General features: G+C 76.5%; 11 protein-coding genes. 8 read left to right on the top strand and 3 right to left on the bottom strand.

Annotation, left to right across the window (positions count from 1 at the left end; translation table 11 throughout):
* The first annotated feature begins 49 nt into the window (after window positions 1–49).
* Genes ABD160_RS00650 through ABD160_RS00660 form a run of 3 tightly spaced genes read left to right on the top strand, consistent with a single transcriptional unit; the run spans window position 50 to window position 5,219 of the window.
* Window positions 50–2,998: a DEAD/DEAH box helicase gene (locus tag ABD160_RS00650; RefSeq protein WP_344017520.1), complete on the top strand. Its 2,949-nt coding sequence runs from the start codon at window positions 50–52 to the stop codon at window positions 2,996–2,998.
* 52 nt (window positions 2,999–3,050) lie between these two features.
* A complete protein-coding gene (locus tag ABD160_RS00655) occupies window positions 3,051–3,956 on the top strand; it encodes a DUF4333 domain-containing protein (protein WP_344017522.1) in 906 nt (301 codons plus the stop codon).
* 48 nt (window positions 3,957–4,004) lie between these two features.
* The gene (locus ABD160_RS00660) at window positions 4,005–5,219 is read left to right on the top strand and encodes a GNAT family N-acetyltransferase (protein ID WP_344017523.1); all 1,215 of its coding nucleotides are present in this window, start codon (window positions 4,005–4,007) and stop codon (window positions 5,217–5,219) included.
* A gap of 11 nt (window positions 5,220–5,230) precedes the next feature.
* On the opposite strand, the gene ABD160_RS00665 is transcribed toward ABD160_RS00660, so the two are convergent.
* The gene (locus ABD160_RS00665) at window positions 5,231–6,307 is read right to left on the bottom strand and encodes a PucR family transcriptional regulator (RefSeq protein ID WP_344017524.1); all 1,077 of its coding nucleotides are present in this window, start codon (window positions 6,305–6,307) and stop codon (window positions 5,231–5,233) included.
* 200 nt (window positions 6,308–6,507) lie between these two features.
* Between ABD160_RS00665 and ABD160_RS00670 the strand changes: the two genes are divergently transcribed.
* A complete protein-coding gene (locus ABD160_RS00670) occupies window positions 6,508–7,812 on the top strand; it encodes a cytosine permease (protein ID WP_344017525.1) in 1,305 nt (434 codons plus the stop codon).
* Window positions 7,812–9,338, top strand: a complete 1,527-nt coding sequence (locus ABD160_RS00675; protein ID WP_344017526.1) for an amidohydrolase family protein — start codon at window positions 7,812–7,814, stop codon at window positions 9,336–9,338. The genes ABD160_RS00670 and ABD160_RS00675 overlap by 1 nt, the downstream gene beginning before the upstream one ends.
* A 19-nt stretch (window positions 9,339–9,357) precedes the next feature.
* Here ABD160_RS00675 and ABD160_RS00680 read toward each other — a convergent pair whose 3' ends face one another.
* Window positions 9,358–10,983, bottom strand: coding sequence for an FAD-dependent oxidoreductase (locus tag ABD160_RS00680; RefSeq protein ID WP_344017527.1), 1,626 nt, complete (start codon window positions 10,981–10,983; stop codon window positions 9,358–9,360).
* Between the two features lie 67 nt (window positions 10,984–11,050).
* Between ABD160_RS00680 and ABD160_RS00685 the strand changes: the two genes are divergently transcribed.
* The 3 genes from ABD160_RS00685 to ABD160_RS00695 all read left to right on the top strand — a co-directional run bounded on the left by ABD160_RS00685 (window position 11,051) and on the right by ABD160_RS00695 (window position 13,855).
* The gene (locus tag ABD160_RS00685; RefSeq protein WP_344017528.1) at window positions 11,051–11,632 is read left to right on the top strand and encodes a helix-turn-helix domain-containing protein; all 582 of its coding nucleotides are present in this window, start codon (window positions 11,051–11,053) and stop codon (window positions 11,630–11,632) included.
* A 20-nt stretch (window positions 11,633–11,652) separates the two neighbouring features.
* Window positions 11,653–13,035: a helix-turn-helix domain-containing protein gene (locus ABD160_RS00690; RefSeq protein WP_344017529.1), complete on the top strand. Its 1,383-nt coding sequence runs from the start codon at window positions 11,653–11,655 to the stop codon at window positions 13,033–13,035.
* Window positions 13,036–13,147: 112 nt separating this feature from the next.
* A complete protein-coding gene (locus ABD160_RS00695; RefSeq protein WP_344017530.1) occupies window positions 13,148–13,855 on the top strand; it encodes a hypothetical protein in 708 nt (235 codons plus the stop codon).
* Between the two features lies 1 nt (window position 13,856).
* Here ABD160_RS00695 and ABD160_RS00700 read toward each other — a convergent pair whose 3' ends face one another.
* Complete coding sequence (locus ABD160_RS00700) at window positions 13,857–15,200, bottom strand: M20 family metallopeptidase (protein ID WP_425563560.1); 1,344 nt, start codon at window positions 15,198–15,200, stop codon at window positions 13,857–13,859.
* Window positions 15,201–15,211: the final 11 nt, after the last annotated feature.

A 15,211-nucleotide genomic window follows, 5' to 3' on the forward strand; every position in this document is an offset into this window, starting at 1 on the left:
ACCGGCGGTGTCCCGGCACACCGTCGGGGGTGTGTGACAGCCTGGGGCCGTGAGTACCCGTGCAGGGAGCAGCGACCCGGCCGCCGCCTACGCGGCGGCAAAGGCGAGGGCCGCGCATCCGCGGCTCGCCGAGTTCACCGGTCTGCTGCCGTTCGAGCTGGACGGCTTCCAGCGGGAGGCGTGCGAGGCCCTGGAGGACGGGCACGGCGTGCTGCTGTGCGCGCCCACCGGCGCCGGGAAGACGGTCGCCGGCGAGTTTGCCGTGCACCTGGCGCTCACCGAGGGCCGCAAGTGCTTCTACACCACCCCGATCAAGGCGCTGTCCAACCAGAAGTACGCCGATCTCGTCGACCGCTACGGCGCCGACGCGGTCGGTCTGCTGACCGGTGACACCGCCGTCAACGGGGACGCGCAGGTGGTCGTCATGACCACCGAGGTGCTCCGGAACATGATCTACGCCGACTCCGACGCCGCGGCGAACCGCAGGCTCGACCATCTCGGCTACGTCGTCATGGACGAGGTGCACTACCTCGCCGACCGCTTCCGCGGCGCGGTCTGGGAGGAGGTCATCCTCCAGCTGCCCGAGCACGTCGCCGTGGTCGGGCTGTCCGCGACGGTGAGCAACGCCGAGGAGTTCGGCGACTGGCTGGTCGAGGTCCGCGGGGACACCACCGTCGTCGTCGACGAGCACCGGCCGGTCCCGCTGTGGCAGCACATGATGGTCGGCAACCGGCTGTTCGACCTGTTCGGCGAGCGGCGGCGGCCCGGCGACGGCGCGGCCGAGCTGGTCGTCGATCCGGATCTCGTGCGCTACACCCGCGAGATGCAGCGCCGGGACTTCGCCGGATCGCGGGCCGCCGACCGCGCCGCCGACCGCGGCCCGCGCCGCGGCGGCCGGCGCGGCCGCGGCGGCCCGCGGGACCGCAACCGCACCCGCGGCGGGCGCGACGCGCGCACCGACGCGACCGCCGTCGTCGGCCGCGGGCCGCGGCCGGGCGGCCCCGGCCGGCCCGGCGGGTTCCGGCCGCCGTCCCGGGTCCAGGTGATCGACCGGCTGGACCGGGAGGGGCTGCTCCCGGCGATCACGTTCGTGTTCTCCCGGGCCGGGTGCGACGCCGCCGTCGGGCAGTGCGTGCGGGCCGGGATCCGGCTCACCGAGCCGGACGAGGTCGACGAGATCCGCCGGATCGTCGAGAAGCACACCGGCGACCTCCCGCAGGCCGACCTGGGCGTGCTGGGGTACTGGGAGTGGCGGGAGGCGCTCGAACGCGGCGTCGCCGCGCACCACGCCGGCATGCTGCCCGCGTTCAAGGAGACCGTCGAGGAGCTGTTCGTCGCCGGCCTGGTGCGGTGCGTGTTCGCCACCGAGACGCTGGCGCTGGGCATCAACATGCCGGCCCGCACGGTGGTGCTGGAGCGGCTGGTCAAGTTCAACGGCGAGGCGCACGTCGACCTGACGCCGGGGGAGTACACCCAGCTCACCGGCCGGGCCGGGCGGCGCGGGATCGACGTCGAGGGGCACGCGGTCGTGCTGTGGACGCCCGGGATGGACCCGGAGCAGGTCGCCGGGCTCGCGTCCACCCGGACCTACCCGCTGCACAGCTCGTTCCGCCCGGTCTACAACATGTCGGTCAACCTGGTCGGCCGGCTGGGCACCGACGCCGCCCGCGAGCTGCTGGAACGCTCGTTCGGCCAGTTCCAGGCGGACCGCTCGGTGGTCGGCCTGGCCCGCCGGATCGACCGCAACACCGAGGCGCTGGCCGGCTACCGGGAGTCGATGACCTGCCATCTCGGTGACTTCGCCGAGTACGCGGAGCTGCGCAGGCGGATCTCCGAGCGGGAGAAGTCGCTGCGCAGGCAGAACACCGCGGTCGCCCGGGAGGAGACCGCCGAGTCGCTGCGCGAGCTGCGCCCCGGCGACGTGATCGCCGTCCCGTCCGGCAGGCGGGCCGGGATCGCGGTCGTGCTCGACCCGGGCGTGGGCGCGGTGTCGGCGAACGGCCGCGACGATCCCGAGCCGCGGCCGCTGGTCTGCACCGAGGACCGCTGGGCGGGTCGGCTGTCCGCGGCCGACTTCCCGGCGGCGGTCGAGGTGCTGGGCCGGATCAAGCTGCCGAAGCGGGTCGAGCACCGGTCCCCGCAGGTCCGCCGGGACCTCGCGTCGTCGCTGCGGAACTCGCGCATCCGCCCGCCGGACGGCGGCGGCCGCCGCGGCAGGCACGGCGCGCAGGACGATCCGGAGCTGGTCACGCTGCGCCGGGCGCTGCGCGTGCACCCCTGCCACGGCTGCGACGACCGGGAGGCGCACGCCCGGTGGGCCGAGCGGCACCAGCGGCTGGAGCGGGAGACGGAGTCGCTGCGGCAGAAGGTCCGGGCGACCACGAACTCGCTGGCGCGGGCGTTCGACCGGATCCGGGCGCTGCTGTCCGAGCGCGGCTACCTGGTCCCGGCCGACGAGGCCGGGCCCGGCGAGGACGAGGTGACCGCGCACGGCCGGGTGCTCGCCCGGCTGTGGGGCGAGTCGGACCTGCTCGCCGCGGAGTGCCTGCGGCACGGCGTGTGGGACGGTCTCGAACCCGACGAGCTGGCCGCGGTGGTCTCGGCGCTGGTGTACGAGTCCCGCCGGGACGACGCGCCGATGCCGCGGCTGCCCGCCGGGCCGGTGGCCGACGCGCTGGAGCGGACCGTCGCGCTGTGGGACGAGCTGGACGCCGACCAGCGCCGGCACAAGGCGGAACGCACCCGTGCCCCCGACCTGGCGTTCGCCTGGCCGATGCACCGCTGGGCGCGCGGGGAGTCCCTCGCACAGGTTCTGGAGGCCGCCGAACGGAACGGGCACGAGCTGTCCGCGGGCGACTTCGTACGCTGGGCCCGACAGGTGCTCGACCTGCTCGACCAGATCGCCGGCGTCGCCGGCCGGTCGAGCGGCGTCGGGCGGGCCGCGCACCGGGCGTCCGGTGCGGTGCGCCGCGGCGTCGTCGCGGCGGGCATGGAATGAGGCGCCCGGTGCGACATCTCCGGGCGGACGACGGACGGGCGAGAGGTCGGCGATGAGCAACCCGCAGGGACCGGAGCGGCGTGGCGCGGACGACGCGGACGCCACCGAGCAGACGGGGGAGATCCCGGCGTGGGGCACCCCGCCGCCGGGCGGGTGGGGTGCCGACCCGGAGTCGACCGGGGCCTGGGCACCCGGGTGGGACGGCGACGAGGACCGGGCCCGGCAGGCGGACACCGGCGGATGGGCGCAGCAGGACGCCGGTGGCTGGGCGGGTACCCGGCAGGACGGCGCCGGCGGCTGGGCCGGCACCCAGCAGGACGACGCCGCCGGTGGCTGGGCGGGCACACCGCAGGACGCCGGTGGCGGCTGGGGCGCCGCGCCGCAGCGGGATCCCGGCGCCGGGGACCCGGCGGGCGCGCAGCAGGACGGCGCGCCCTGGGGCGACGAGGCACCGCAGGCCCAGGACGACACCTGGGCCGTCCCGACCGGGCGCCGCCGCAGGCGCCGGGCGGCCGAGGAGCCGACCGACGCGGTGCCGGCGTCGTCCCCGTCGTCGGCCTGGGCCGGGGACACCACGACCGCGCAACCCGCCGACGGTGGCTGGGGCGCCGACCAGCCGTGGGCGCCGCCGGAGAAGGTGCAGCGTCCGTCCGGCACCCGCACCTGGATCCTGGCCGGCGGCGCCGTGCTGCTGGTCGCCGTGCTGGCGCTGTCCGCGTTCGTCTGGCCGGCCTGGGCGATCACCCGCCAGCTCGACCAGACCGCGCTGCAGGCGGGCGTCAACCAGGTCCTCACCGAGGACTACGGGCTCGAGGTCGGCGCCGTGCAGTGCCCGGACGACGTCGTCGTGTCGGCCGGGACGGCGTTCTCCTGCCAGGCGGTGGTGGACGGCGAGCAGGTCGAGGTCCCGGGCCTGGTCACCTCCGACGAGGGCGACTACCAGGTCAACCGGGTCTGACCGGAATCGGGTGGCGGCCCGCCGCGGCACCCGGAAGGCTCGGCGGACGTGAGCGCAGAGCACGACGTGGCAGTCCTGACCGATCCCGCCGACCGGCGCGCCGCCTACGAGGTGTTCCGCCGGACCCTGCACCGCGGCCCGGTCCCGGAGGCCGACTGGGAGTCGCACGGCCAGTCGCCGGACGAGCACTGGCTGGGGGTGCGCGGCGCCGACGGCGAGCTGGTCGGCAGCGCGTTCTCCTTCCCGTCCCGGCTGACCCTGCCCGGCGGCGGCCGGATCGACGCGGCCGCGGTCAGCGCGGTCGGTGTCCGCGCCGACCACACCCGGGCCGGCCGGCTCACCGCGCTGATGCGCACCCAGCTGGGCGCCGCCCGGGACCGCGGCGACGCCGCCGCCGTGCTGCGGGCCAGCGAGGCCGCGATCTACGGCCGGTTCGGCTACGGCATCGCCTCCCGCGGCAACCACGTGCAGGTCGCCGCCCGCCCGCAGTGGCGGCCGGACGCCCCGGCGCCGGGCCGGGTCCGGATGCTCGGCGCGACCGAGGCCGGCAAGCTCCTGCCCGAGCTGCAGGACCGGCTCGCCGGGTCGCGGCCCGGCGCGATCACCCGCAACGCCCGGTGGTGGCGGCGCGGGATCGACCCCGGCGGCGAGTCGGCCGCCGAGTACCGGGGCATCGCCGTGCACACCGGCCCGGACGGCGACGACGGGTTCGTCGTGTGGGGCGTGCGGGACGGGAAGCGGTTCGGCGAGGACGAGATCGTCGTGCACGACCTGTGGGCCGGCTCGCCGTCGGCGACGTCGGGGCTGTGGCGGTTCCTCACCGGGATCGACCTGTCCACCGGGGTGCTCGCCTGGGCCCGGCCGCGCGACGAGGACCTCGACCTGATGCTGGCCGATCCGCGGCTGCACCGGATCGTCGGCCGCGGCGACGATCTGTGGCTCCGGATCGTCGACGTGCCGGCCGCGCTCGGCGCCCGCAGCTGGGGCGACGGCGACCCGGTGGTGCTCCGGCTGCACGATCCGCTGTTCGACGACGCGGGCACCTGGCGGCTCGGCCCGGACGGTGCCGTCGCCGCCGGCGGTGCCCTGCCGGACCTGGAGTGCGGCCTGGAGTCGCTCGCGCAGGCGTTCCTGGGCGACCGGCCGCCGTCCGCGCTGGTCGCGGCCGGCCGCTGGACCGAGCACACGGCGGGAGCCGGGGCCACCGCGGACGCGCTGTTCGCGGTGCCCGGCCCGGCGCCCTGGTCCGGCACCTTCTTCTGACGCCGCGCCGGTCAGGCCCGCGCGGCCGGGCCCTCGGCGTAGGTGAGCGCGACCGTCAGCGCCGCGAGATCGGCCGGATCGGCCGGGTCCCGCCCGGTCACCGCCCGGATCCGGCCGATCCGCTTGCGCACCGAGTTCGGGTGCAGGTACATCCGCCTGCCGCACTCGCGGACCGAGCCCGCGCAGGCGACCAGGGTGCGGACCGTCGCCAGCAGCTCGGTGCCGTGCACCCGGTCGTGCCGGGCCAGCGGCTCCCACAGGTGCTCGTGGAACGGCTGCAGGTAGGCCGCCGGCAGGCAGCGGGCCAGCGAGTCGAGCGAGGCGAGATCCGCCGCGGTGGCCGGGCGGCCCCGGGACCGGGCGAGATCGAACGCGGCGACCGCCTGCGCGAGCAGCCGCGGCAGGTCCGACGGCCGGCCCGGCCCGCTGGTCCCCTCGGCCGGGCCCGCCGCGGCCGGCGGCGGCTCCCCGGCCCGGTGCAGCACGACGATGCGGTCGCCGAGATCGGCCACCAGCGTCCGGCCGGACGCCGACACCGCCGGGCCGGGCGCCGATCCCCGGGCGTGCACGCTGACCTGCAGCGCCCGGTGGTCGCCGTCCAGCCCCGGGGCCCGCTGCAGCAGCACCTCGGGACCGGCCCGGCCGAGCCGCACCAGCTCCACCAGGTGCCCGTTCTGGCTGCGCTCCTGGTGGGCCATCCGCTCCCGGGACAGCTGCTCGGTGAAGTGGATGAACGGCACGTCGGTCGGGATCTCGAAGACCGGGATGCCGCGCCGGTTCGCCTCGCGCACGAGCACCGGCGGCGCGCTCGCGTGCACGACGCCGATCGCGTACCCGATCGCCGCCGGCCGGGTCGGCGCCAGCGCGGCGACGAACGCCCGGCAGGCGGCGGCGTCGACCATCGACAGCCCGGTCACCAGCACCAGCTCCGAGCCGCGCAGGTAGGGGGACGGATCGGGCAGGTCGGTGGCCTGCGCCCAGCGCACCGGGCGGTCCAGACCGGTCTCCGCACCGACCAGCCGCAGCCCGGGCGCCCAGCCCAGCACGTCCCGCACCACGATGAGCGGTTCGTCCGGTCCGGCGAGCACGCCGTGACGCTAGGCGCGTGCGGTCACGCGGGTGTGAACCCGGTTGTCCGTCGTGTTGCCGGGCGGTGTGCGATCGGACACCGCCCGGCGGTGATCGGGTGCGATCGGGACAGGACCGGGCCCCGCCCCTGGTGGCCGGCCGGTCCGGGACCGTCCCATCAGGAGGCCCCCGTCGTCCCCGAACCCGTCCGAGGTGTCCCGTGGCCACTCCACCGACCTCCGCTGCGCCGGCCCGCACGGCCGTGATCGACCGGGACCGGCCGCTGGAGCGGATACCGGTCGCCGAACGCAAGGGCGTGGCGTCGGTCGCCGTCGTCATCGCCGGGTTCGGCTTCTTCACCCCCACGATGATCACCGGTGGCGCGGTGGCGTCGGAGTTCTCGTTCGCCACGTTCGCGGTGCTCGCCCTGACCGCCGCGGCCGTGCTGGCGCTCTACATCGCCGCGCTCGGGATCGCCGCCGGGCGCACCGGGCTCACCACGGTGCTGCTGTCCCGGCTGGTGCTGGGCCGGCTCGGCGGGAAGTGGGCGTCGATCCTGCTCGGCGGCACCCAGGTCGGCTGGTACGGGTTCACCATCGCGGTGCTCGGCGACCTGCTCGGCACCGCGCTGGGCGTCCCCACCTGGCCGGTCGTGCTGCTCGGCGGGATCGCGATGGCGGTCACCGCCTACTACGGCTTCCGCGGCATCGAGTTCCTGTCCTGGATCTCGGTCCCGCTGATGACGCTGCTCTGCGTGTGGATCGCGGTCGGCGCGGTCGGCAACGCCGGCGGCTGGTCCGGGCTGCTGGCCCAGGACGGCGCCGGCACGCTCAGCGTCGGCGCCGCGCTGACCCTGCTGATCGGCACCTTCGTCAGCGGCGGCACCCAGATCGGCAACTGGACCCGGTTCGCCGCGGGCGGCCGGCTCGCGTTCGGCGTGACCGCGGTGACGATCATGGTCGTGCAGTCGGCGATGCTGCTCTTCGGCGGCATCGGCGCCATCGGCTTCGGCGAGCCGGACTTCTCCGGCATCCTGATCATGACCGGCTCGATCGGGCTGGCCGTCTTCCTGATCATCTCGAACCTCTGGACGACGAACGACAACGCCGCGTACGCCTTCGGGGTGGCCGGTGCCGAGCTGACCGGCCGGCCGGACAAGCGGCCGTTCATCGTCGGCGGCGTGGCGGTCGCGATCGTGCTCGCGCTGACCGGCGTCACCGACGGCCTGACCACCTTCCTGGTCGTGCTCGGCGTGCTCATCCCGCCGCTCGGCGGGGCGATCATCGGCACCTTCCTCGGTCCGTGGCGGCGGCGGGACCCGGGCACCGCGCTGGACGCGGTCGGCGCGGTGCGCCTGCCCGGCCTGCTCGCCTACCTGGGCGGCACCGCGGCCGCCGTCGTCGGGGCCTGGTTCGACGTGGGCATCCCCGCGGTGCAGGGGATCCTCGTCGCGGCTCTGCTGGCGGCTCTGCTGCCTGCTCTGCTGCCTGTGCCGGGCACCGGCCGCCGGGCGGTGCGGCGCTGATGGCACTGGTCGTCCGCGACGCCGAGGTCCTCACGATGGACGCCGACACCGGGGCCACCCCGGTCCGGCGCAGCATCCGGATCGACGGCGACACCATCACCGAGGTCGGCGCGCGGGTGCGCACCGACGACACCGACACCGTGCTCGACGGCCGGGACCGGCTGGTCTGCCCCGGCTTCGTCAACGCCCACACGCACTCCTGGGAGTACCTGGCGAAGGGCCGCTACGACAACCTGCCGCTCGAGCTGTGGATGCTGTACAGCTACCCGATCCTCGGCGCCCGCCCGCTGCCGCCGGACCTGGTCCGGCTGCGCAGCCTGCTGTTCGCCGCCGAGTCGCTCAAGTCCGGGGTGACGACGCTGGTCGACGACGTGCTGGAGACCCCCGGCCAGGACCTCGACCAGCTCGACGCCGTCGTCGACGCCTACGACCGGATCGGGATCCGCGCCGACGTCTCCGGGCACGTGATCAACCGGCCGTTCGTCGACACCGTCCCGTACGCCGCCGACCGGCTGCCGGCCGACGTCGTCGCCGAGGTGCGGGCCCGGCCGGTGCCGACCGCGGGGGAGTACCTGGCGTTCAGCGAGGAGGCCCTGAAGCGGTACCGGGACCGGGCCGGGGGCCGGGTCCGGTACATGCTGGCGCCGTCCGGCCCGCAGCGCTGCACCGACGACCTGATCAGCGGCGCGGCCGAGCTCGCCGTCGCACACGACGTGCCGTGCCACATCCACGTGCTGGAGACCAAGGTGCAGGCCGTCACCGGCCGCGAGTTCCACGGCCGCACGCTGGTCGAGCACCTGCACCGGATCGGCGGGCTGACCCCCAACACCACCCTCGCGCACGGCATCTGGGTCACCGACGCCGACATCGACCTGCTCGCCGGGCACGACACCTGCGTCGCCCACAATCCGGTGTCGAACCTCAAGCTCGGCTCGGGCATCGCGCCCTGGCGGAGCTACCACCGGGCCGGGGTCACGCTCGGGCTGGGCACCGACGGCTGCTCCAGCAGCGACACCCCCCGGATGCACGACGTGCTCAAGGCCGCCGCCCTGCTGCACAAGGTCACCGGGCCCGACCACCACGACTGGCCGCGGGCCGACGAGGTGCTGCGGGCCGCGACGGCCGGCGGCGCACGCACCGCGCGCCGGCACCGCGAGATCGGCACCATCGCCCCCGGCATGCAGGCCGATCTGCTCGTCTACGACCTGTCCACCCTCGCCTTCACCCCCCGCAACCGGGCCGAGCTGCAGCTCGTCCACTCGGAGAACGGCTCGTCGCTGCGCCGGGTGCTGGTCGCCGGCCGCACCGTCGTGGAGGACGGCAGGCTCACCACCGTCGACGAGGACGCGCTGCGCGCCGAGCTCACCGCCCTGCTGCCGGACATCCGGGCCGGGCAGGACCGCGTCGAACGGCAGAACGACGTCTTCGCCGCGGCGTTCGAGTGGATGCACCGGACCTGCGCCGCGCAGGACGTGGGGGTGCACCGCTGGTCCGGCCCGGACCCGTCACGGAGCCGGGACGGCTGAGGGACCGGTCCGGCCGGGATCAGCGCCGCCGGCGGGCCCGGACGACGGCGTCGTGGGCGATCACCTCGTACCCGTCCGGGTGTGTCACCGGATGCGGCCGGGCGTCGGCGGCCTGCACCTCCCACTCCGCCTCGTCGAGATCGGCGGCGAGCTCGATCTCGTCGGCGAACAGGTCCCGGTCGTGCGGGCGGCGCAGCGGCCCGTCCAGGTCCTTCGGGTGGTGGGCGACCAGCAGCAGCGTCCCGCCCGGTGCGACGGCGGCGGCGAGCCGGGCGTACGCGGGCCGGCGCAGCGCCGACGGCAGGTGCAGGTACTGCGCCGTGACCAGGTCGAACGCCCGCTCCGGCGGTTGCTGGGTGCGCAGGTCGGCGACGTCGAGGGTGATCCGGTCGGCGACCCCGGCCGCCGTCGCCGCCGCCCGGGTCCGGTCCACCGCCACCGTCGAGACGTCGGTCGCGGTCACCTGCCAGCCGCGCCCGGCCAGCCAGACCGCGTCGCCGCCCTCACCGCAGCCGGCATCGAGCGCGCGGCCGGGTTCGAGCTCGGCCGCGTCGGTGACCAGCCAGCGGTTCGGGTTCCCGCTCCACAGGTGCTCCTGGGTCGAGTAGTGCGCGTCCCAGAAGGCGGCCGACCACTGGTCGGCCGCCGGATCGGGATGCCGGTGCCGGGCCGCGACGGCCGCCGCGACGTCGGCGGTCAGCAGGTCCCGGGTGATCGCCGCGGCGGCGGTCGCCCCGGCCGCCACCGCCACCGGGACGGTCGCCATCGGGTCGGTGACGTTCCCGGCCGCGTACAGCCCGGGCACACCGGTCGCCCCCATCGCGTCGACCGGCAGGTGATCGCCGAGCCCGGACGGGTGCGCGACCGGGACCAGCCCCAGCCCGTCGAGGAACCCGGCGCGGGCCCGGACCGGCGGGGACACGGCGAGCGCGTCGCAGGGCACGACGGTGCCGTCGGCGAGCCGTACCCCGGTGAGCCGTTCGCCGCCGGACTCAAGGCCGGACCCGCCGCCGGACCCGCCGTCGGACCCGCCGCCGGACTCGAGGCCGGCCACCCGCCCGTCGACGACGGTGATGCCGCGGGCGGCGAACCCGGCCCACTGCTCGTCGTCGGGCTCCGGGCCGGTGTGCAGGAACAGCGTGACGGCGTCGGTCCAGCGGGTCACCAGCTGGGCCTTCACCAGGTCGTGCGGACCGGTGCAGAGCACCCCGATCCGGCTGTCGCGGTGCTCCCAGGCGTGGCAGAACGGGCAGCCGAACACCGCGCCGCCCCAGTGCCCGGCGAGCCCGTCGAGATCGGGCAGCTCGTCGGTCAGCCCGGTGCTGACGAGCAGCGCGCGCCCGGTCCGGCGCTGCCCGTCGGCGGTGGTCACGGTGAACCCGCCGGTGGCGTCGGCGGTGGCGGACACGACGCGCGCGTCCTGCACGACGCCGCCGTAGCCGCTCACCTCGGCCCGGCCGATCCGGGCGATCTCGGCGGGCGGCAGGCCGTCCCGGGTGAGCCAGTTGTGCACGCCGGCGGCCGGTGCGTTGCGGGGCGTCCCGTCGTCGAGCACCAGCACCCGCCAGCGGGCCCGGGACAGGGTGAGCGCGGCGGACAGGCCGGCCGCGCCGCCGCCGATGACGATCACGTCGTACGAGGTCATGGCGTCCAGGCTGCCCCGCTCCGGCGCGCAATGGCAAAGGTCGTTGCCGGAGTGGCAAAGTGACGGCATGGACGACGCCATCGCGGACACCCTGGCCGGGGTCGGCCCGCGGCTCGCCGGGCTGCGCACCGAGCGCGGGATGACCCTCGCCGACCTGTCGGAGGCCACCGGCATCTCGGTGAGCACGCTGTCCCGGCTCGAGTCCGGCGGCCGGCGGCCCACCCTGGAGCTGCTGCTGCCGATCGCGTCGGCGCACCAGGTCCCGCTCGACGAGCTGGTCGCCGCCCCGCCGGTCGGGGATCCCCGGGTCCGGCTGCGGCCGCGCCGCGCGCAGGGCGCGACCGTCGTGCCGCTGACCGAGCGTCCGGGCGGTCTGCAGGCGTACAAGATGCTCATCCCGTGGCGCGGCGACCGGCCCGATCCGCGGGTGCACGAGGGCTACGAGTGGCTCTACGTGCTCGACGGGCGGCTGCGCCTGGTGCTGGGCTCGCACGACGTCGTGCTCGGGGCCGGCGAGGCCGCCGAGTTCGACACGCACGTCCCGCACTGGTTCGGCTCCGCCGCGCCGGACCGGGCGGTCGAGGTGCTGAGCCTGTTCGGTCCGCAGGGGGAGCGGATCCACACCCGCGCCGCTCCCCGCGGCCGCTGACCGGCTCTACGCTCGTCGGCGTGACCGCCGTCCCGATCCCGGCAACGACCCGGCCGCGGTGGTTCCCGGCCGGGATCGCGGTGGCCGGGACCGCCGGGATCGCGGTCGCCGTCGCGGTCCGGTGGACGACCGGGACCGACGCGTTCCCGGCCGACCCGGTCGGCGTCCTCGCGCTCGCGGCCGGCGCGCTCGCCGCGGCGCTGGTCCGGGAGCGGCTCGCCGGGGCCGGTGCGGCGACCGCGGCCGCCCACGCCGGGATGCTCGCCGGCGCGCTGCTGCTCTACCTGTTCAGCGGGCTCTGCGCCGTCGTCGCCTGGCCGGGCGGCGGTCTCGCGGGCACCGTCGCCGTCGCCGTCTGGAACGTCGCCTGGGTGCCGCCGCTGGTGCTGGTCCAGCTCTGCGTGTCGGCCGCGATCCGGACCGGTCCCGGGCGGCCGTGGACGCACCCGGCCCTCACCGCGCTGACCGGCCTCGCGGTACTGGCGGCGCTGCTGCTCAGCGAACCGGCGGCACCGTTCGCCGGGCTGCCCGCGGTCGCCCCCGAGGCGTGGCGCACCACGCTCGCCCCGGCCGGTGACGCCGCGACGCTGCTCGGGATCGGCGCCCTGCTGATCGTCCCGGTGAGCCTGTGGCGGGCGGCGCTCACCTCACGGGCGGCGGCCCGGGCCCGGGTCGGGATCGCCGCGGCCGGTGCCACGACGGCCCCGCTGACCGTCGCCTTCTGCCTGCTGCTCGCGATCGCCCGCGACCCGGGCCAGGTCGAACCGGAACTCGGGTCGGTGGCGTTCCTGGTCGCGCTCTCCGGCGCCACGGCCGTCGGTGCCTGGTGTGCGCTCCCGGCCGCACGCGGCCCGGCCGGTCCGCGCCGGGTCGCCGCGGTGGTCCGGGCGACGGTGCTGAGCGCGGCCCTGCTCGCGGTGCTCGGGGTGGGCACGCTGCTGGCCGCGCCCGGCCCCGGGCTGGGGGCGGCCGCCGTCGCGCTGGCGGTCGCGCTGACCACGCTGGTCGTCACCGGTGCGGCCTGGTCCGGGTCGTCGGCACTGATCCGGTCGCTGCTCACGCGCCCGGCGCCCGGGCCGGCCGCCGTCCCGCCGCCGGAGCAGCGGCCCGGTGAGCAGGCGCCGGGGATCCCCGCCGACCGTGGTGCACCGCCCGGGCCCCGGGACGCCGCGCCCGCGCCCGGGTCCGGGCCGGTCGTGCCCGGCCTCACCCGGCGCGAGACCGAGGTGCTCGGCCTGCTCGCCGAGGGTGCCAGCAACGCCGGCATCGCCGCCCAGCTGGTCGTCTCCGAGCGCACCGTCGACGCCCACCTGCGGTCGGTGTTCGTCAAGCTCGGGCTCGAACAGGACCGCGGCGTCAACCGCAGGGTCCAGGCCGCCCGGGTCTGGTTCGACACCCGTTGACCTGCGGCGACGCCGATCTCGGTGCTGAGGCCGATGCCCGGCGGGACCCGGCCGGCCGATCCTGACCGGCAGCTCGGACGCCCCCGCGTCCGGCCGACCGCCAGGAGGCCCCGTGATCCCGACCGCCGCACCCGTCCGCAGCACCGGGACACCGGATCCGCAGCGCCTGCGCGGGCACGCCCTCACCGGTCTGTACGCGCTGCTGCTCGCCGCCCTGGTCGGCCGCGTCGCCTTCACCGCCTGGGAACCGCCGTTCGACGGCACCGTCCGGTACGACGACATCCGGCCGATCGCCGGGGCCTACTGGCCGGTGAACCTCTACCTCGGTGGTCCGGCCTACCTGGTGTCCTTCGTGGCGATCGCGGTGCTCACCGTGTTCCTCGCGCGCGGCCGGACCGGCCCGCTGACCCTGGCCGGGGCCGCGTCGATCGGGCTCGGCGGCACGCTGTTCGCGCTCGTGATCACCGCCGAGGCGTTGCCGTTCGGCTACGCCGCCACGGTGCTCCCGGAGCCGGCCGGCCGGGCCCTGTTCGACGTGCTGAACGCCCATCTCGGCGTGCTGGTCCCGGCGATCGTCGGCGGGATGGCCGCGGTGGCGCTGGGGGTGCTGCTCGTGCTGGTGGCCGGCGCGCTGAGCGGGGCGCTGCCCCGGTGGTTCGTCGCCGTCGGGGTGGGCTACCTGGTGCTGTTCGCCGCGCTGCCGCCGGACCTGCCCCGGCCGGTGGCGATCGGCCTCTACCTGGCCGAGGTCTTGATCAGCGCGGTGCTCGGCGGGTTCGGCCTGCGCGCCGCGCGCGGGACGCCGGCCGGGGCGTCCTGAGTCACCGGTCGAAGAACGACGGCACGTCCACCGGGCCGCCCGCGGCGGCGAACTCGGCGGCGACCGCGTCGCGCAGGCCGGCGTCGTGCAGCAGATCGGCGACGACCAGCGCCAGCCCGGCCGCCCCGTCGACGACGCCCCGGTCCCCGCCCGGCCCGCCCGCCGCCTGCGCGAACCCGACGGTGTGCAGGGCGGTGCCGGGCTCGGCGATCGCCAGCATCGGATGGATCGACGGCACCCGCAGCGACACGTTCCCCAGGTCGGTCGATCCGGTCTCGGACTCCGGCACGACGCCGCGCGGCCAGACGGTGCGGCCCCGCTCCGTCTGGTGCACCGCCCACCGCGCGGCCAGCGTCCGGTTGTGCCGGATCGGCAGGTACGGCGGCCGCGGGTCCCAGGTCAGGGTGTAGCCGCAGCCGGTCATCGCGGCGGCACCGACCGCGATCGCCTGCACCCGCGTCGTGAGGTCGAGCAACGACTCCGGGTCCTGGGACCGCAGGTAGTAGCGGGCCGCCGCCCGCTCCGGCACGACGTTCGGCACCTGCCCGCCGTCGGTCACGATTCCGTGCACCCGGTCCCCGTCGGGCAGGTGCTGGCGCAGCATCGCCACGCCCTGGTACCCGAGCACGACGGCGTCCAGCGCGTTGCGCCCCATGTGCGGCTGGGCCGACGCGTGCGCGGCGACGCCGTGATAGGTGACCTCCAGCTGGCGCCGCCCCAGGAACGGGTGGTCGGCGATGTCGTGCGCGAACGGATGCACCATCACGGCCGCGTCGACCCCGTCGAACGCGCCGGCGCGGGCCATCGTCTCCTTGCCGCCGCCGCCCTCCTCGGCCGGGGTGCCGAGCAGCAGCACGGTGCCGATCGGGGCGTCGTCGCGGGCCAGCAGCCGGGCCAGCGCCAGGAACGCGCCGACGGCGGCCGAGCAGATGACGTTGTGCCCGCAGGCGTGCCCGATCCCGGGCAGCGCGTCGTACTCGGCGAGCACCGCGACCGTCGGGCCGGATCCGGTCCCCGCCGTCGCGCGCAGCGCGGTGTCCAGGCCGTACCCGCCGATCTCGGCGGCGATCCCGTGCCGGTCCAGCAGCGCCGCCACCGCGGCCGCCGCCCGGTGCTCGGTGAAGGCGGTCTCCGGATCGGCGTGCAGCCCGTGCGAGAGCTCCAGCAGCTGCTCGGCCAGCTCGTCCACCGCAGCGGTCAGCAGCCGCCGCACCGCGGGCGGCGCCCCGTCGTGCGGCGAGGTGATCGGCTCGGCCGCCGCGGCCCGGACCGCGGTCTCCCGGGTGACGGCGTCGTCGTGGGCCCGGCTCGGCTGCAGCGGGTCCTCGTGCTCGGGACAGGTCACGCCCCGATCAT

Origin of the sequence: Pseudonocardia kongjuensis (assembly GCF_039526905.1) — a bacterium.
Lineage (GTDB): Bacteria > Actinomycetota > Actinomycetes > Mycobacteriales > Pseudonocardiaceae > Pseudonocardia > Pseudonocardia kongjuensis.

Excerpts from the sequence above, each read along its gene's own strand:
- ABD160_RS00655 (WP_344017522.1), top strand. The coding sequence starts at position 3,051 with ATGAGCAACCCGCAGGGACCGGAGCGGCGTGGCGCGGACGACGCGGAC.
- ABD160_RS00685 (WP_344017528.1), top strand. The coding sequence starts at position 11,051 with ATGGACGACGCCATCGCGGACACCCTGGCCGGGGTCGGCCCGCGGCTC.
- ABD160_RS00680 (WP_344017527.1), bottom strand. The coding sequence starts at position 10,983 with ATGACCTCGTACGACGTGATCGTCATCGGCGGCGGCGCGGCCGGCCTG.
- ABD160_RS00675 (WP_344017526.1), top strand. The coding sequence starts at position 7,812 with ATGGCACTGGTCGTCCGCGACGCCGAGGTCCTCACGATGGACGCCGAC.